The sequence below is a fragment of the Corynebacterium sp. H78 genome (genome assembly GCF_037572275.1).
Taxonomy (GTDB): Bacteria; Actinomycetota; Actinomycetes; order Mycobacteriales; family Mycobacteriaceae; genus Corynebacterium.
Map to the genome: position 1 here is coordinate 85579 of NZ_JBBHKX010000003.1, position 17899 is coordinate 103477.

At 58.0% G+C, this 17899-nt stretch carries 17 protein-coding genes and 1 other RNA gene; 10 read left to right on the forward strand and 8 right to left on the reverse strand.

Features of this window, described 5'->3' with window-relative positions; all coding sequences use genetic code 11:
• Positions 1–86: 86 nt before the first annotated feature.
• The 4 genes from WG934_RS06895 to WG934_RS06910 are packed head-to-tail and all read left to right on the forward strand — an operon-like array spanning position 87 to position 4471.
• Positions 87–1496 carry an extracellular solute-binding protein gene (locus WG934_RS06895; RefSeq protein WP_445228227.1) on the forward strand — a complete coding sequence of 470 codons (1410 nt, stop codon included), beginning with the start codon at positions 87–89 and terminating at the stop codon, positions 1494–1496.
• A complete protein-coding gene (locus WG934_RS06900) occupies positions 1496–2413 on the forward strand; it encodes a carbohydrate ABC transporter permease (protein ID WP_339979204.1) in 918 nt (305 codons plus the stop codon). The genes WG934_RS06895 and WG934_RS06900 overlap by 1 nt, the downstream gene beginning before the upstream one ends.
• 5 nt (positions 2414–2418) lie before the next feature.
• Positions 2419–3252, forward strand: coding sequence for a carbohydrate ABC transporter permease (locus tag WG934_RS06905; RefSeq protein ID WP_339979206.1), 834 nt, complete (start codon positions 2419–2421; stop codon positions 3250–3252).
• A gap of 7 nt (positions 3253–3259) precedes the next feature.
• Positions 3260–4471: an ABC transporter ATP-binding protein gene (locus WG934_RS06910; RefSeq protein WP_339979208.1), complete on the forward strand. Its 1212-nt coding sequence runs from the start codon at positions 3260–3262 to the stop codon at positions 4469–4471.
• A 7-nt stretch (positions 4472–4478) separates the two neighbouring features.
• On the opposite strand, the gene WG934_RS06915 is transcribed toward WG934_RS06910, so the two are convergent.
• A complete protein-coding gene (locus WG934_RS06915; protein WP_339979210.1) occupies positions 4479–5330 on the reverse strand; it encodes a chromosome partitioning protein ParB in 852 nt (283 codons plus the stop codon).
• A 95-nt stretch (positions 5331–5425) separates the two neighbouring features.
• Here WG934_RS06915 and WG934_RS06920 point away from each other — a divergent pair, with 95 nt between their 5' ends.
• Positions 5426–6364, forward strand: a complete 939-nt coding sequence (locus tag WG934_RS06920; RefSeq protein ID WP_339989346.1) for a hypothetical protein — start codon at positions 5426–5428, stop codon at positions 6362–6364.
• A gap of 31 nt (positions 6365–6395) precedes the next feature.
• Positions 6396–8228 carry an ABC-F family ATP-binding cassette domain-containing protein gene (locus tag WG934_RS06925; protein WP_339989349.1) on the forward strand — a complete coding sequence of 611 codons (1833 nt, stop codon included), beginning with the start codon at positions 6396–6398 and terminating at the stop codon, positions 8226–8228.
• Between the two features lie 10 nt (positions 8229–8238).
• On the opposite strand, the gene WG934_RS06930 is transcribed toward WG934_RS06925, so the two are convergent.
• From WG934_RS06930 to WG934_RS06940, 3 genes are all read right to left on the reverse strand, one after another.
• Entirely contained in the window at positions 8239–9189 is a 951-nt protein-coding gene (locus tag WG934_RS06930; RefSeq protein ID WP_339989351.1) for a cation diffusion facilitator family transporter, read from the reverse strand.
• Between the two features lie 91 nt (positions 9190–9280).
• Positions 9281–10798, reverse strand: a complete 1518-nt coding sequence (locus WG934_RS06935) for a carboxylesterase family protein (protein WP_339989353.1) — start codon at positions 10796–10798, stop codon at positions 9281–9283.
• A gap of 65 nt (positions 10799–10863) precedes the next feature.
• Positions 10864–11634: an alpha/beta hydrolase family protein gene (locus WG934_RS06940; RefSeq protein ID WP_339979221.1), complete on the reverse strand. Its 771-nt coding sequence runs from the start codon at positions 11632–11634 to the stop codon at positions 10864–10866.
• 54 nt (positions 11635–11688) lie between these two features.
• Between WG934_RS06940 and WG934_RS06945 the strand changes: the two genes are divergently transcribed.
• The gene (locus tag WG934_RS06945) at positions 11689–12099 is read left to right on the forward strand and encodes a YbaN family protein (protein ID WP_339989355.1); all 411 of its coding nucleotides are present in this window, start codon (positions 11689–11691) and stop codon (positions 12097–12099) included.
• Here WG934_RS06945 and WG934_RS06950 read toward each other — a convergent pair.
• Positions 12096–13784, reverse strand: a complete 1689-nt coding sequence (locus WG934_RS06950) for an AbgT family transporter (RefSeq protein ID WP_339989357.1) — start codon at positions 13782–13784, stop codon at positions 12096–12098. The genes WG934_RS06945 and WG934_RS06950 overlap by 4 nt on opposite strands.
• Before the next feature lie 134 nt (positions 13785–13918).
• On the opposite strand from WG934_RS06950, the gene smpB reads away from it, so the two are divergent.
• Together smpB and ssrA are read left to right on the forward strand one after the other, a co-directional pair.
• A complete protein-coding gene (smpB, locus tag WG934_RS06955; RefSeq protein ID WP_339979229.1) occupies positions 13919–14422 on the forward strand; it encodes an SsrA-binding protein SmpB in 504 nt (167 codons plus the stop codon).
• Positions 14423–14513: 91 nt separating this feature from the next.
• Positions 14514–14897: a transfer-messenger RNA gene (ssrA, locus tag WG934_RS06960) on the forward strand.
• On the opposite strand, the gene WG934_RS06965 is transcribed toward ssrA, so the two are convergent.
• Genes WG934_RS06965 through WG934_RS06970 form a run of 3 tightly spaced genes read right to left on the reverse strand, consistent with a single transcriptional unit; the run spans position 14876 to position 17028 of the window.
• Positions 14876–16447: a recombinase family protein gene (locus tag WG934_RS06965; RefSeq protein WP_339989360.1), complete on the reverse strand. Its 1572-nt coding sequence runs from the start codon at positions 16445–16447 to the stop codon at positions 14876–14878. The two genes, ssrA and WG934_RS06965, sit on opposite strands and share 22 nt — an antisense overlap.
• Complete coding sequence (locus WG934_RS10425) at positions 16447–16629, reverse strand: helix-turn-helix domain-containing protein (RefSeq protein WP_445228213.1); 183 nt, start codon at positions 16627–16629, stop codon at positions 16447–16449. Before WG934_RS10425 ends, WG934_RS06965 begins: the two co-directional genes overlap by 1 nt.
• 9 nt (positions 16630–16638) lie before the next feature.
• On the reverse strand, positions 16639–17028 hold the full coding sequence (locus WG934_RS06970; RefSeq protein ID WP_445228214.1) for a recombinase family protein: 390 nt from the start codon (positions 17026–17028) through the stop codon (positions 16639–16641).
• A 183-nt stretch (positions 17029–17211) separates the two neighbouring features.
• On the opposite strand from WG934_RS06970, the gene WG934_RS06975 reads away from it, so the two are divergent.
• Complete coding sequence (locus WG934_RS06975) at positions 17212–17898, forward strand: hypothetical protein (protein ID WP_339989363.1); 687 nt, start codon at positions 17212–17214, stop codon at positions 17896–17898.
• The last annotated feature ends 1 nt before the right edge of the window (position 17899 follow it).

The window sequence follows — 17899 nt, forward strand, 5'->3', positions numbered from 1 at the left end:
TGAGAAACGCAGCAATTTTGCAGCAGTAGTGCTCTTACAGTTGTCGTCAAAGCACGATCACATCCCAATGTGAGGAGCTGATGACAATGGTTAGAATGACAAGTCCATCGCAAAAAGGGCGATGGCGCACACGAAGTACCGCGCTTTTATCCGCGTTAGCACTCGCTGCTCCAGTGCTCGGAGCGTGTAGCCCCGAAGCAGAGGGCGCTCCAGTCCTAAGATTTATGGGTCCGGCCGACGGCGCTGATCAATATTCGGCAGCTGCCAAAAACTGCTCGGAAGCCGCTGGTGGGCGCTACACAATTGAGTATGATGTCTCCGCGAAACAAACGGATGATCAGCGACTGCAATTAGCGCGACGAATCGTCGGTGGCGATGATTCCTTCGACATCATGACGCTCGATGTCACCTGGACTCCTGAGTTTGCCGAGGCAGGATGGGCGGTGCCGCTCCCTGACGACGTCGCAAAGCGAGTAGCAGACGGAACTCTGTCCGGCCCGCTGGAGACTGCAACGTGGAAAGACACGATGTATGGCGCTCCGCTCAATACCAACACCCAGTTGATGTGGTACCGCAAATCGCTGATGCCGAAGGGCCCGGATGGGCAGCCTCAGCCACCGAAGACGTGGGATGAAATTGCCGATCATGCGGAGAAGCTCGCTGATGAAGGCAAGCCCTCGTACATCGGAGTACAGGCTGCGCAGTTCGAAGGTGCCGTCGTGTGGCTGAATTCGATGCTGGAATCGGCTGGTGGATCCATGATCGGTGAAGACGGCAAGACCGTGACCATTGGTGATGGGGATGCTGGTCAGCGTGCTCTTGAAACTATGCACCGGGTCGCGACCGCCAAGGGCGCAGACCCTTCCATGTCGCAGTTGGATGAAAACCAAGCACGACTGGCGTTTGACCGTGGCGACGCATTCATGCAGGTCAATTACCCGTTCGTCTACGCAGGTGTGAAGGAAAAGGCAGCCAGCGGTGACAAGAAGGCGAAGGAAGTAGCTGATGACATTGCATGGGCACCATTCCCAGGCCTCGACGCAGATAAGCCGTCGAAGGTGACTATTGGTGGCTTGAATCTTGCGGTGCCGTCGACCTCGAAGTATCAGAAGGAGGCATTCGAGGCTATCGAATGCCTGCGCAACGAAGAGAATCAGATGCACAACGCACTGACAGGTGGTTTGCCGCCTACGCTGACGAAGCTGTACACCGAGGCGACCCCTGAATTTGAGAAGGAATATCCGTTCTATAAGGAGATCTTCGAGTCCGTTTCCAAACTGGAACCGGAAGAGATTACTCCTGAAGAAAAGGCACTCCTGCCGGATGAACGCAACGTCTCGGTAGCAGTTCGTCCGCAGTCGCCGGCATACCAGTCGATGTCGATTTTGCTGGCCTCCCGCATTAGCCCGCCACAAGATATTGATGCTGGCACGCTTATCGACGAACTGCAGACCGAAATGCAGGATGCCGTTAACTCTGAAGGTTTGGTGCCGTGATGAGTAACGCCACGAAACACACAACGAAGAATAAGCAGCATTACTCGGACGGTCGTCGTGCCGAGCGTCGGCTAGGGCTGTGGTTGGTTGCTCCATCGATCATTTTGATGTTGGCAGTGACTGCGTACCCGATCATTTACGCTGTGTGGCTGTCGATGCAGCGTTACGATCTTCGTTTCCCTGAAGATCGCGAGTTCGTAGGACTGTCCAATTACGTGTCGGTACTGACTTCGTCGTACTGGTGGGAGGCACTGTGGGTCACCGTCTTCATCACTGTGGTGTCGGTGATCATTGAGTTCATCTTGGGTTTGGCTATCGCGATGGTGATGCACCGAGCTATTTTTGGGCGCGGCATTATCCGCACCGTGGTCCTCATCCCGTACGGCATTGTGACTGTTGCAGCTGCGTACTCCTGGAACTACGCCTGGACTCCGGGGACTGGTTACTTGGCAAACCTTTTGCCTGACGGTTCGGCTCCGTTGACTGAGCAGTGGCCGTCGATCTTCATCGTGATTATCGCCGAGGTCTGGAAGACCACTCCGTTTATGGCTCTGCTGTTGCTCGCCGGTTTGGCGCTTGTTCCTGACGACGTTCTCAAAGCCGCAGCACTCGATGGAGCTGGCTTCTGGCAGCGACTTTTCAAGATCACTCTGCCGCTAATGAAGCCATCAATTGTGGTCGCGTTGCTGTTCCGAACCTTGGATGCGTTCCGAGTGTTCGACAACATCTTCATTCTGACCAAGGGCAACAACGGTACAGGTTCCGTGTCGATTCTGGGTTACAACAACCTGTTTAAAGCGTTCAACCTCGGCATTGGTTCAGCCATTTCGGTGCTGATTTTCCTGTGCGTTGCCATTATCGCTTTCATCTTCGTTAAGGGACTTGGTGCCTCGTCACCGGGCCAGGGCAAGGACTGATCGCCATGAATTCTGCAACTAGTAAAGAGAAAGTGGCGTGGACCATCGCACTCATCGCGGTGGTGCTGTACGCCTTGATTCCAGTGGTGTGGATTGCGAGTTTGTCCTTCAAGACAACCGCTACTCTCCATGACGGGCACTTCATTCCTCGCGAATGGACCCTGGACAATTACAAGGGCATTTTCCAAACGTCTGAGTTCACCCGCGCCTTGCTTAACTCGATTGGCATTGGACTCATTACGACGATTATTGCGGTCATCATCGGCACGATGGCGGCGTATGCAATTGCTCGATTGGAGTTCCCGGGTAAGTCGTTGATCCTGGGCGTATCGCTTCTGATTGCGATGTTCCCGCAGGTCTCGCTGGTTAGCCCGTTGTTCGACATTGAACGAAAGCTAGGACTTTTTGATACGTGGGCCGGCTTGATTCTTCCGTACATCACGTTTGCGTTGCCGATGGCGATCTTCATTCTGTCGTCGTTCTTCAAGGAGATTCCGTGGGAGTTGGAGAAGGCTGCGCAAATGGATGGTGCGACTCCTTTTCAAGCGTTTCGCATGGTGGTAGCGCCGTTGGCTATTCCAGGCATCGTGACGTCGGCCATTCTGGTGTTCATTTTTGCGTGGAATGACTTTTTGCTTGCGGTGTCATTGACATCCACGGAAGCGGCTCGTACCGCACCAGCTGCGATGGCAAACTTCACGGGTTCCTCGCAGTTCGAAGAGCCCACAGGGTCGATTGCTGCGGCAGCAATTGTCATCACCATTCCAATCATCATTTTCGTTGTTATTTTCCAACGTCGTATCGTCGCCGGCCTGACCTCCGGTGCAGTGAAGGGATAGACCTGTCATGGCTGAGATTGAGCTAAAGAATGTGTACAAGAGGTTCCCCGACGGTCAAGTAGGCGTCGATAATGCGAACCTGAAGATTGAGGATGGGGAGTTCATCATCCTCGTTGGGCCATCTGGCTGTGGTAAGTCCACGACATTGAATATGATTGCTGGGCTGGAGGACATCTCCGACGGTGACCTGCTTATCGGTGGCAAGCGCGTTAATGATGTGGCGCCAAAGGATCGCGATATTGCGATGGTGTTCCAGTCATATGCTTTGTACCCGCACATGACTGTTCGAGAGAACATTGCATTTCCATTGAAGTTGGCCAAGCGACCGCAGTCGGAGATCGACGAGAAGGTCGATGATGCTGCACGTGTCCTTGACTTGGAGCAGTTCTTGGATCGCAAGCCATCGAACTTGTCTGGTGGTCAGCGTCAGCGTGTGGCCATGGGACGAGCGATTGTGCGCCGTCCGAAGGTGTTTCTCATGGATGAGCCGTTGTCCAACTTGGACGCGAAGCTCCGTGTGCAGATGCGCGCCGAGATCTCCCGGTTGCAGGACAAACTGGGTGTGACCACCGTATATGTCACTCACGACCAAACGGAGGCGATGACGCTGGGCGACCGTGTCGTCGTAATGAAGGGTGGCGTTATTCAGCAGGTGGGAGCTCCTCAGGAGCTGTACCGAAATCCAAAGAATCTCTTTGTCGCTGGTTTCATCGGATCACCATCGATGAACTTTATGCCGGGCGCCCTGCGCGGTGATTCCATTGAGACTGCGCTGGGCACGCTGCCGGTGTCTGCAGATTTGAAGAATCGTTTGTCGGGTGCGCAAGATCGCGAGGTAATCGTTGGTGTTCGCCCTGAGACCTTCGAAGACGCTGCGCTTGTCGACGAATCGCAAGCGGGCAGTGGCACGACAACGGATGTCACTGTCGACGTGTTGGAATCGATGGGTGCTGATACGTTCATTCACTTTGCACTGCCAGATGCGGACCTAAGTTCGTCGGCTGCAGTGTCTGATGCAGGGATTTCAGATATTGCGTCTGGAAAGCTCGTTGCGCGATTGTCTGCCGAGTCGCAAGCTCGGCGCGGCGAGAAGGTGACGCTGTGGTTCGACTCAGAGAAGATCTCCGTTTTTGATGCGGAAACTGGGGAAAACCTTGCGCTTCACGATGATGTACAAGGTAGTAACCACTCGGCAGTAGCAAACGGACCGATTAACTAATCGAATATCACGTTGGCCCGGTGCCTTCTTCGCGAATCTTCGTGAAGACGTCATCGGGCCATTCGTGCTTTCGGATGAGCCGATAGCGTTCGTTGGCAATCCATAAGTACAGCTCTGCGTCAGTGTGATGAGGCGCGATGTCACTGGCACGGGCTGCAGTGACCACCGGGTGAAACTCCTCGTTGAACCAGCGCTGCGCGATAGTCTCGCGGTCGTAATACTGCTTATCTGCTTGCATGACACGGAACCCCCATGCTTCGACGCACTCGGCCAGTTCCGCGTACTTCCACGGATTGGGCAACGAGATGGCGACGGCGTGTTCGTGGGGGAGTGGAACTCGAGTCATGAAGACACGGCGGTGAGATTTCAAAACAATGTCTCGATTGCCTTGGATTCCCGATGGATCCACGCGGGTATGGACTTCCGTCACGTGAGCAGCAATGTCGATATCTCCGCGCGCTCTCGCAATAGATACTCGATTATGGCCGTCTACCACGAAGTACATTGTGCCGATTTTGCGCAGCACGACGGGCGGGACCGATTCTCCACGACGCTGTGCAGCGTTCAACTTCGCCCAACGAGCGCGTGTTACTGATGAGGTGGGACGAAAGGAACGGTCGAAATGCTGCGTGCGATCAACCGACCCAACGATGTTCACGACAGGCACCAGACACAACCCGTGGTCAGTCGTCCCGGTGCGTCCAAGAGCCTCAACGACTTCGTCGTAAGGCAGGACTTGGGTGACATCATCGGGTTGGCCACGCAGCCTAGCGATCGTCCGGCCGATGCGAGCGCGGCGCCGGGCGCTGGAGAAATCAGCGTGGGCATCGGCATCAGGAAAACCAGTGTCAGCCATCACGGTGTCCTTTCTCTCTGTAGGGAAAGTGAATCACATGAACTTCGGCTGTGGCGGTGGTTTTCGCAGATGCTGCAGTTCAGCCTTAGGATTGCCACATGATTTCCGCTCATCGAGACGCCCAGACGGTGACAGCGTCCGCACCCGCGTTGCTGACGCTGCACTGTGAGCTGGCAAAAGCTACGAGCACAACTGGCGAACGTGTGCTCGAGATGCTGATGATCGTGCAAGCAGTATCGATGCATGCAACCGTGGAGCTGACGTGGTCTGGTGTCCCTGTGCCGACGGCATCGCTGCCCGATGTGGTCAGGGTAGCTGTACTAGCGGTCGTCGGAAAGCAATCCCCGCATGCGGAAACAGTGCCGTTTACCGCAACCGTGGGTACGGAGATCCCGGACTGTTTGGGGAGGCAGGCTGCGACCCGTGCCGCGGCCGTGGTGGCAGTATCCGAGGCCTTGGAGCTGCAACTGGATGAACAGCAGCTGTCCACGGCGGTGGCTGAGCTGGATCCGCTTGCGCCACTGAGCATGCGCGGGGGAACGCATAGCGTACGAGGCTCGCTCGAAGTGGGGACTGGAAAGCTGTCAGACGTTGTCTCTACGCGGGTGCTGGCGCGCGGTGATCAGTGGTGGGCAATTGCGCTGCAACGAGATTCCGTGAGCGTCGCAGATTCGGTGGCAACGCTGGAGGAATTAGGCCGTGTCAAGGATGCTTCCACAGAAGGCTTGGTGGCGGCCGATGCGGTGTGTGCCAGGCAATTGCAGCAAGCCTTGATTGCGGGCGATGTGATGCGTATCGGAGCACAATTACGCAATGACTTCGACGCAGCAGCGGCCACGTTGGTGCCGAAAGTCCGACGAGTGAAATCGCACGCGAATTCAGGTTTGAACTGTGCACCCGCCGCCGGGGCAGTGCTGTGTTTCAACGGGCCGGCGATCGCCTTTTTAGGGCGCGATCGGGATTCCGCGATTGATCTCGCGGGAGAACTGGCGGTGTCCGGCACGTGCTATGGCGCGGTCGTTGCCGGTTCCAGTTGAATCCGCAGGATCTGGCACAATTAGGGCCATCATGGCGAACTTGATTAATTGTGAAAATATCTCCAAGGCCTTCGGGTTAAAGACACTTCTCGACGGAGTGTCGTTGGGCATTCAAACTGGCGACCGCATCGGCGTCGTCGGTTTGAACGGCGGTGGCAAGTCCACTTTGCTGAAGATTTTGGCGGGGGTTGAACCTGCGGATTCCGGTCGAGTATCGCGCGCTAACGATTTGGCCATGGCGCACGTCACGCAGGGTGCCGAGTTGGATCCGGAAGCGACCATCTTCGATTGCGTCATTGCGCCACTCGGGTTGACCGAACACGAGTGGGCGGGCAACGCGAAGGTACGAAATGTGCTTGAGGGACTGGGCATTAATTATTTGGGGCTGGAAACCCGTGTAGGCGGGTTGTCTGGTGGCGAGCGCCGTCGTGTAAACCTCGCAGCTGCGTTGGTCCAGGACCTGGATTTGCTGATTTTGGACGAGCCAACGAACCACCTTGATATCGAAGGTGTGCAGTGGCTTGCAGATCACGTCATGTCGCGACGGTCGGCTTTGGTAGTTGTCACGCACGACCGTTGGTTCTTGGACACCGTGGCCACGAAGACATGGGAAGTGCATGACGGGGTCGTCGATATGTATGACGGCGGTTATAACGACTGGACGTTTGCTCGTGCCGAACGTGCGCGACAGGCAGATGCAGCCGAGCAGCGTCGGCAGAACCTCGCGCGTAAAGAACTTGCGTGGCTGCGCCGTGGTGCACCAGCGCGAACTTCGAAGCCACGCTACCGTATCGAGGCTGCTGAAGCGTTGATTTCGGATGTGCCACAACCCCGTGACTCAGTGGAATTGATGGCGTTTTCGAAGCGTCGTCAAGGCAAAGTCGTTGTTGAGTTGGAACATGCTGCGTTCTCTGCGCCCGATGGGCGACAGCTGGTGAAGGATCTGACGTGGCGGCTCGCGCCGGGCGAACGCATCGGTTTGGTTGGCGTGAACGGCTCGGGAAAGACGACTCTGCTGCGCACGCTCGCCGGTGAGCACCCGCTGGACGAGGGGCGACGGATCGAAGGCAAGACTGTCCGCATGGGGTGGTTGCGCCAGGAACTCGACGATCTGCCAACGGACATGCGCGTGCTCACTGCAATCGAGGACGTTGCAACGTACATCGATCTGGGCAACAAGCAATTGACGGCGTCGCAGCTTGCGGAGCGTCTTGGATTTTCGCCGAAGCGCCAGCGCACTCCGGTGGGGGATCTGTCTGGTGGCGAGCGTCGCCGGCTCCAGCTCACCCGGGTGTTGATGAGCGAGCCGAATATTCTGCTTCTCGACGAGCCGACGAACGACCTCGACATTGACACGCTGCAGGAACTCGAAGATCTCCTGGATTCGTGGCCGGGCACTCTGGTAGTCATTTCCCACGACCGCTATCTCATTGAGCGCGTGTGTGATTCCACGTGGGCGCTGTTCGGCGATGGCACGCTCACGAACTTGCCGGGTGGGATTGAGCAGTACTTGGAGCGTCGCAAAGTTTTGGCTGCAAGCGGTGTCACTGGTGCTGCGCCGACGCGTGCTGCTGGGGCAGGAGAAGAGTCAACCAACGAACGCGCTGAGTCTGCCGAACGCGCTATTTCTGCTGCCGAAGCTCATGCTGTGCAAAAGAAGATGAACAGCCTTGAGCGCAAAATGGCGAAGCTTTCTGAAAAGGAAGCGAAGCTGCATGCGCAGATGGCGGAAGCCAGCGCTGACATTGCCAACCTGGATACCGAGAAACTGGCGAAGTTGGATAAGGAAGCAGCAGCAGTCCGCGAAGAACGCGACGAATTGGAAATGGAATGGCTGGAACTGGGAGAGCAGCTAGAGGGATAGAGCGCGTCGCCTAACAGTGCGTTTCAAACTCGTGATGTACGTGATCCACGTGTTCGATCTGAATCGTTGAGTGCTCGATTCCGAACTGGGTAGCCAGCATGGTCTGGGCACGATCCAGCAGTGTGGTCTCGTCACAGTTGCCGTGGCAATGTCCGTCCGTGACCAAATGCACGGTGAGCAGTGTCTCGGATCCGGATAGTGACCACACATGAAGATCATGGCTGTCCACTACGCCGTCGAGGCTCTCCAGCGCTTGGCGGATTGTGGTGATGTCGACGTCGTCAGGTGTGTGCTCCATGAGGATGGACACGCACGTGCGCGCGAGTTTTAGTGATCGTGGAACGATGAGCGCTGCAATGATCAGCGATACTACTGCGTCGACGGAGGTCCAGCCGGTGGCTGCGATGAGCAACGCAGAAATGATCACCGCGACGGAACCTGCGGCATCAACGAGAACATGCAGGTAGGCGCCGCGAATATTGACTGAACCCTTGGCTGGTTCCGAGAGCAGCCACATGCCAATGAGGTTGGCGATCAGGCCGACAATCGCGATAATCAACATCTGTTGAGTATTGATCTCCGCGCCCGCCCCGAATCGTTTGACCGCTTCCCACACGATGAAACCGGCGATGACCAATACGCTGATTGCGTTGGCGAGAGCTGCGAATACCTCGGCGCGACGATGCCCGAAAGTCGCGGAATCATTAGCTTTGCGACGACCGATAAACAAAGCAGCAAGCGCCATGAGTAGCCCAGCTGCGTCGGTGAGCATGTGGCCGGCGTCGGCAAGCAGTGCGAGGGAGCCGGACACCAGCCCGCCGATGAGCTCAGCGAAGAAAACTGTGAGTGTTACCGCGGTGGCCGCGATTAAGCGGCGAGGAGAACTGGGCACATGCGAATGATCGTGATCGTGTCCGTGATCGTGGCTGTGGGCGTTGTGTTCGGAAGACTGCTCGCTCATGATTGCCACCCTAGCCGGGGCGGTAAACCCTTGTCTACCTGCGAAAACAGAAAGGATTACCGTTTGCAATTAGCGCGAGGTTGGTTCGAGGTTAGTACGTCTGTTCCAGCTGGAGGAAGTGGGCAGTTTGTTGCGTGACCTCCTTGGAGAATCGACCAAACCGGATGAACTCTGCCCACGCGCGACGTAGTGCATAGCCGTCCACTTCTACCTGCTCCCAGCTCAGGCCATCGATGAGCGCGGAGTTCTCCCACGTTTCTTCGTTTCCCCACAGCAAGGGAAGTTCAGAACAGTGCACACTTCGGTAAGGATTGCTCGGCGCGCCCCAATCGAGCAGGTACCGAAATCCGTGACCTCCACGACGCGCATACATGGTGGTGAAACGGCGTGGGGAATATGTCTTACGTGAGTAGTGGAGAATCGCCTTTTCGGCAAGTCTCTTGCCGACCAGAGGAATGTCACTCATGGACTGGATGCGTTCGTCTGAATTCATGAACAGCGCAGCCTCGCGAGTGCTGCGACCCGCAAGAATGTCGATGTGCGGTGACACGTCGGCAATGCATTGTTCGAAATCCTCGGCAGATGGGAGTGGCGCGAACCCATAGCTGGGACCGAACGGCATGGCCTTTCCATTCGGATAGTCGGCAGCAGCTACTAGCGCGCGTTTCTCGGCTTCCAGCACTTCACTGACAGGCGCATCAGGTGCAGGAAGGCGTGCCTCAGTGCGCATTGCCTCATGCATCAGTGCACGTGGCGACGGCTCTCCATGTCCGGGCGGCAAAGTGAAACTTTCCAAGAAACCGAACGGGGCGCTCTGCAAAATGACTCGATGGAAAAGAGGCTCAAAAGCGTTCTTCTCGGCGAGGGGCGCGCCCATGATGCGGGCGCCCTCGGCGGCCATCATCGCGATGGCTAGGTCGGCACCTGCTGACTGACCCATGAGCGTGACATTGCTGGGGTCGCCACCGAAGCGATCAATGTTCGTGCGGATCCACTTCAGCGCGCTGCGGATGTCGTAAAGCCCCAAGTTTGGCGAAATTGAGTTGGACGCATCGGCATCATCGCTTGTGCCTAGAAAGCCGAAAGCGCCCAAACGGAACGTGAGGTCAACAACGATGATCTCGTGCTCGGCGACAAAGCGACTGGGATTGAAGCGCCCAGCATCGCCGCCACCGGCGACGTTGCCACCGCCATGAAGCCAAACTGCTACGGGAAGGCCACAGAAATGCTGGCTATTGTTCTTGTCCTTCACTGGAATGCCGGACGGTGTGGTGATGGAAAGACGGAGGCAATTTTCGTCCTGTCCTAGTGGATCATCGGCAGGCGCGACGAGCTGCGTTGCTGCCGTCGGCGGATTTTGTGGACACATCGGTGCCGGCGTCGTGGCCTGGAATGCCTCACCAAAATGATCCGCCAAATGCCCAGTGTGCTGCGGGCGTTGGTAACGCTCGGCATAGGCGTAGGGGATGCCTAATGCGCGCGCAACTACTGAATATCCTGCCGTTTTCCCACTTGCCATCGGAACCTGTTCGTACAGACCCTCGATGGTTCCAACTGCGCATTCCCACTGGGGAGGTGCGATTGTGTCACCTTCATTGTGTCCGTTCATGGAACAAAGTATTTCACAGTGAATGGCACTCACGCAGGACTTCGGTTAACGGAGTTCCCTAACGCCTAGTCAAAGGGCAAATATTCCTCAGCCCACACGCGAATCAGATCTGCAGCTCGGGAGGCGGACTTCGCTCTCGTGAGCAAATGATCTGCCCGGTCGAGGCTCATCAGCGACTTCGGATACCTCGCAACCTGAAATATCTTCTGCGCGTTATCAATTCCCACTACCTGGTCCGTCGGAGAATGCAAGATCAACAACGGCTTTCGAAGCTTTCCGACGTAGCTTTCCGGGTTCGTCTCCGCGAGGACTTCGAGGAACTCTCGGGAAATCGGAACCTCGCGACCGCCGATATTGAGGTTCTGGGTTCCGTATTGGTCGACAGTGCTGATGTCTTCGGCGATGCGCAAGATGGAGTGGGCCGGGTCAAATGGGGCGCCAATGGTGGCTACGGCTTTGGCCTTCGGCATGTCCTGCCCGGCGCGAAGTACAGCGGCGCCACCGAGGGAATGGCCGACAAGGAGTGACGGCGCCTGCAATTCTGGGTGCGAGTCCATGAATTCGTAGGCTGCGATGAGGTCATTGACGTTGGTCAGAAACGTCGTCTCGCCGAAGTCGCCACCGGATTCGCCGAGGCCAGTGAAGTCGAACCGAAATGCTGCGATTCCTTGTTTAGCTAGTGCTTTGCAGGTGCGCGAAGCGCCTCGTACTTGTCGATTGCACGTAAAGCAGTGACCGAAAAGCGCCCAGGCGCGAATGTGTCCGTCGGGAAGATCGACGGAAGCCGCGAGCGACTCTCCAGTGGAACCAGTAAAAGACAAGTGCTTGGTAGGCACGGAAAACAGCTTCCTCTCGGTTTTGTGAAGTTAGCTTACGTTAAAATTGCCGCCGTGAAGTATGTGTACATCGGCATCGGCGTGCTGAGTGTCGCGCTGGGTTCGATTGGCATTGTGGTGCCATTGTTGCCGACTACACCATTCCTACTACTTGCGGTGTTTTGTTTCGCGCGAAGCTCTGACAGCTTGCAGCAATGGTTGCTCAACCATCGACTATTTGGCCCATACCTTCGCAACTATTACGACGGCACGATGACCCGTGCGCACAAGGTACGCACGTTGGCCTTATTGTGGATTGGTCTTATGGCGTCTGCATTTTTCATTGGCAAACCAGTGGTGTGGGCCATTTTCGTGTTGCTAGGTGCTGCCGTCACGACGCATATTGTGATGTTGAAACCAGGTCGGAGCCAGAAACCCGGCAGAAAGGCCGGGCGAAACGATGTGGAAGAACCCGAGGTTCGTTAACGCACCGGAACGCCTGGTCCAAGCGGAATGCCTGCGAGGTACCAGATCACGAAGAACAGGAACCAGCCGACAAGCATCGAAATTGCATATGGCAGTGCCAGTGACATCAAGGTGCCGACGCCTGCTGGTTTGTAGTACTTCTGCAAGAAGGTCAGTGCCAAAGCGAAGTACGGCGACATCGGCGTGATGATGTTCGTTGGCGAATCGCCAATACGGAACAACTGCTGTGCAACTTCCGGCGAAACATTGACGTACATCAGCATCGGGACCACAACGGGTGCCATGAGCGCCCACTGTGCTGAGCCAGAGGTGATCAGCAAGTTAAGTACTGCAACCAGCAGCACCAACGCTGCGAACAAGACCAGCGGTGGCAGATCAGCCGTAGTCAGGAATTCGGCACCCTTGATCGCCGTCCACTGACCGAGATTCGACCACTTGAAGTACGCCGTAAACTGCGCAACCGCGAAGAACAACACCATCATCGCGGTGAGCGTATCCAGGCCTCGCTCCATGAAGTCTGGAATATCTGACGACGACCGGATTGTTTTCGCACCAACGCCATATGCAATGCCCGTCGCAGCGAAGAAGATCGCGATGGACACCACGATGTCGGTCAGCAGAGGTGAGTTCAAGATGCCATCGCCTTCACCGCGCAGTGGCGAACCTGGGATGACAAGGAATGCTGTCCACGACGCCAGCGCAATGACCGCCATAATGCCCGCGAACGCCAAGCCTCGGCGTTCATTGCTATCAAGCTTGAGCTGCTCGCGATCGTCAGTGGAGTCACCAGAGGCATGGTTCTCCGCGTTTGCCTTGGCATCTGCCTCGGCTACAGCCTTCTTTGCTCCGGGCTTCGTGAACTCCGCAGCTTCGTGGTTAATGTGCTCGTCATTGATGGTTTTGACAACATGCTTCGTAATGAAGAACTCAGTGACCACCGTGATAATCGTGGCCAGCACGATAGACGATGCCATCGTGAAGAAGTAGTTAGCCAGCGGTGATACCACGTACTCGGGGTCGACGAATGCGGCGGCAGTCGTCGAAATGCCGGCGAGAAGAACGTCGGTAATGTTCAGGACGAGTGAGGCGTTGAAGCCTGCCGACGAAGCTGCGAAGGCCACCATCGCACCAACGATGGGGTTGCGTCCCACGGCTTTGAAAGATGCAGCGCCGAGCGGAATGAGGATTACGTAGACGGCATCCGAGGCAATAGAACCGGTAACACCCGCGAGTGCGACCACAAAAGTCAGCAGCATCGGGGAGTGAACTTTCGCGATTGCAGCGCGAATCGCGGAACCAATCAGGCCTGAATACTCGGCAATTGCGACACCCAGCATGCACACAAGAATGAGTCCGAGTGGCGCGAACTCAGTGAAGTTCGTGACGGCATCGGTCACCATCTTTTGGAAGTACTCGGCGGTGGCCAAGTTTTGAACCGCGATGGTGTCACCGGTAGCCGGATCCTTCGCAGTCATGCCAGCAGCGGAGCCAATCCACGACGAAATGATGACTACGCCTGCAAGAATGACAAACAACCAAAATGGGTTGGGGAGTGCGTTGCCGACTCTTTCTAGCGTCGCCAAGAAGCCCTTTGCTTCGTTCCCAGTTGTGCCCTGGCTAGAGCCACTATTTTCGTTCACATCGGCAGGTCTGGCAGCGTCCCGTTGTGCTGCGTCAATACTCATGAAAACCTCACAGACTTTTAGTGGAATTAACTCGACGTTAAGGGACATCACATCCACGAGTGCCCGGTTTTCCCGAAAACATTGCCCAATTGTTTTGATTCCATGCCCGCCGACGAACTAGGATTGTCCAGGTTATGGGCAAAAAGAAGTCGAAGAAAGAAAAGGTATCGGCCAACAATTCGGTCGTTGCCACTAATCGGCGTGCCCGGCATGACTACAACATCCTGGACACGTACGAGTGCGGTGTTGTACTCGTCGGCACCGAAGTCAAAGCCATCCGTGAGGGACGTGTTTCCCTCAACGACGCCTTCGCCACTATCGATGACGGCGAAGTCTGGCTGCGTGGTCTCCACATTCCGGAGTATTCTCATGGCTCGTGGATGAACCACGCGCCTCGTCGTAACCGTAAGCTCCTGCTGCATCGTGGCGAAATCGATTCGCTGTGGGGCAAAGTCCGCGACGGCAACAAAACCCTCGTGCCGATGAAGCTTTACTTCAAGGATGGCCGTCTCAAAGTCGAACTCGGCCTCGCCGCGGGTAAGCAGGACTACGACAAGCGCCAGGACATTAAGCGTCGCACTGAGGAACGCGAGATCACGCGCGAGCTGGGACGACGAGTCAAGGGCATCACTGGATAGGTGCTGCTTGACGACGGTCGTCGCAAAGCGTTATCCTGATATATCCATCCAGCGCAGATGTACGCGCACCCGCGCCGGGATGGGCGATTGAGGGGCTGATTTTTGGTTTCGACATCGTACAGCGAGCCAGGGGAAGCGTGCCGGTGCAGGCTAGAGACCACCGTAAGCGTCGTAGCAACTATATAAGCGCCGAGAATACTCAGCGCGACTACGCACTCGCTGCCTAAATAGCGATTAGCGTGTCTGTCAGACCGGGCTTGCCCTTTGGTTCGGACCCTGGCATCGACTAAAAAGGGCTTGCCTGCTGTGTTGGTCGCAAGGTGCAGCAGGGATCTTCTTACTTGTGACTGGGCCCGTCATTCGGACATGTTTGCCTGAGCCGAAGGGTCGAGTAGAGACGATCGTGCGAACTGCGCACGGAGAAGTCCTGGCGAGGTGGCGATGGACCCGGGTTCAATTCCCGGCAGCTCCACCCCAGGGGGAAGTGTCGAACTCCACGTTCAACACTTCCCCCGTCTGTTTGAGCTCGTCGAGGTCGGCCAGCGTGAACTCTGCGCCATGGTCGAAGAACCACGACGCGATGGTGAGCGTTGAGGCCCCGACGAAGATCTTGTCGACGAAGTACTCCAACAGCAGGTCTCGCGTCTCGATGTTGTCCATCGTGGCGTGCGCGAACCGCTGGTAGAACGCCCCGATTGAGGCCGCGTCCTCGAACAGCGCCACCTTCACGTGCTCGGCCTGGATTGCCGCGTCCAGGTCCTTCTTCTGCTCCTCCAGGGCCCGCATGGCCTCGGCGGTGGTGTCGTTGAAGATCCCCGCCGCGATTGCCTTCACGAAGTTGCCCAGCTTGGCCTCAACGTCGCGCCTGCGGGCCTCCAGGGCCTCCAGGACGTCCCGGCCGCGCTCGTGCGTCTTCCGGTAGTGGTCGGCCAGATCGACGGCCAAGGAGGCCAGCATCTCGGAGTCGTCAAGGAACCCCTCCACCAGCTCGACGACCCGCGCCTCGATGGCGTCCTTGCGCACGTTCTTGGCCGGGCACTTCTTCTTCCGCTTGTTCAGGCAATAGTAGTAGCGGTACTTCCGGCCGGTCTTGCTCGTGCCCGACACGCCCTCCATCGGCGCGCCGCACAGTTCGCAGAGCAGCTTGCCCGTGAGCCAGTAGTCGGGGGCCTCGTCACCCATGGCCGCGAGCTCGGCCTTCGTCTTGGCGCCGCGGCGCTTGTTGACCGCGAACTTCTTCTGCACCTGCTCGAACGTCTCATCGTCGACGATGCGCGGCATGCCGCCGGGGATCACGAAGCCGGCGTAGGAGTACTCCCCGAGGTAGGCCCGCGACTTCAGCAGCTTGTTGAGGGGCTTGGGCGAGAACTTGAACCCGTTGGTCGTGCGGACGCCGGCAGCGTTCACCTCGTCGCAGATGCGCTGCATCGACTTGCCGGCGGCATAGTCGGCGAACATCTGCTCGACCACCGGGGCGTTCTGCGGGTCCAGCTCGTAGCGCTTGTCAGCGCCGATGGCGAAGCCGAAGATCTTCCTGCCGTTGGCCAAGGCCTTCTCGGCGTTGAAGTGGACCCCGCGGCGGATGTTCGCCGAGAGCTGCCTGGAGTAGTACTCGGCAAAGGCATCGCTGATCCCTTCGACCAAGACCGAGTCGGGGTCATCGGTGGGGGAGAAGCCTTCGATGTAGTGCAGCTTGGCGCCGGCCATGCGGATCGCGTTCTTGACCTTCAGCAGGTCCATCCGGTCGCGGCCCAGGCGGTCGTTCTTCCAGACCGCCACGTAGGAAGGACGGATGCTCGGCAGCTCGCGCAGCATCAGCTGGAACTCGGGTCGTTCAGTGTTGGTGCCGGTCTTGGCCGCGTCGGCATACTCCCGCACCACTTGGAGCCCCTGAGCCTTGGCCCAGCGGTGGACCAGCTCACGCTGCTGCTCGATCGACGCCTCGTTCTGGGAGGCCGACGAGTACCGGTAGTAGCCCACCACGAGGGTGTTGTCGTTGTAGGCAGGTGCACTTCGTCGCGCCATCACGCCACCTCGGCGTAGCGTCCACGGCCCTCCAGGGCGTCGTAGAGCGTCTGGCGTGACACCCCCAGCTCGCGGGCCACCCGGGCCTTCGGCACCCCGTCAGCGACCCGCTGGCGGGCCGCCTGGATCTGCCCAGTGCTGAGCTTGGGTCCTCGGTCGTAGACCCCTTTCGCCTTGGCCAAGGCGATGCCCTAGGCCTGCCGCTCCCGGATGGTCGCGCGTTCGAGCTCGGCGACCGCGCCCAGGATCGTGAGCATGAACTTCCCCTGCGGGGTGTCGGTGCTCAGCTGGGGTGTGTCGACGAACCGCACCTGCACGCCCTTGGCCTTGAGCTCCTCGAGCAGGCCTAGCAGGTCAGTGGTGGAGCGTGCCAACCGATCCGGCGACTTCACCAGCACGACGTCGCCGGTGCGCACGTAGGTCAGCAGCTCGTTGAGCTGGGGCCGGTCTCGCGTCGCGCCGGAGACCCTGTCGACGAACAGCCTGTCGACCTCGCCCAGGGCTTCCACCTGCCGGGCCTCGTTCTGGTCGAGGCTGCTCACGCGCACGTAGCCAACCACCTGACCAACCTGTCCAGTCATGTCTAGACCTTTCGCTGAACCTGTCCAACTAGCGAGAATCCTACTGTGTTGGACGGGCTGGGAGCCCGCTGGCGCGCCCGTCGGACGAGTACACCCTGATGGACACGCATGAGCGTTCGCCACCCCGCCAACGGGTGATCAGGTAAACTATCTGATACAACGTCACCCGACCGAAGCGAGCCCATGACCACCGCCTCAGCCCCCGTGCTCCAGCAGCAGCGCCAAGCCGTCGTCGTCGGCGACCGCGTCGAGGTGCTGGTGAAGTCGCGGGAGCGCGTCAAGGCCTACGGTGAGGTGTTCACCCCGGCAAGCATGGTGAACCGCATGCTCGACCTCGTGCGCCCTGAGCTCGAGACCGGTCCCGGCTTCGTCGACAAGACCTTCTTCGAGCCGGCAGCTGGTGACGGCAACTTCCTCACCGCGATCTTCCGGCGCAAGCTGGCAGCCATCGAAAAGCGCTACGCGCCGCCCATGTGGCCGACCGAGTCGCTGTTCGCCCTCGCGTCGATCTACGCCGTCGAGCTCCTGCCCGACAACCACGCCGACGCCCAGGCCAACATGCTCGGGGAGTTCGTCGACTTCCAGGTCAAGCACCGCACCAAGTGCACGCCCCGGACGAACCTCTTCAAGGCTGCCCAGTACCTCATCACCGCCAACATCCAACAGGGCAACACCCTCACCGGCCTCGACGCTGCGGGGCAACCCCTGGTGTTCTCCTGGTGGCACCGCATCCTCAATGTGCCCCCCACCGTCCAACGCGAGGCCTTCAAGTTCTCCTCACTGCGCTACGCCGACGAGTCCCTCCTGGACTTCGACGTGCTCCCCACCTACCCGCCCTGCCGCATCGACCACGTCCACAAGGGAGCCTGAC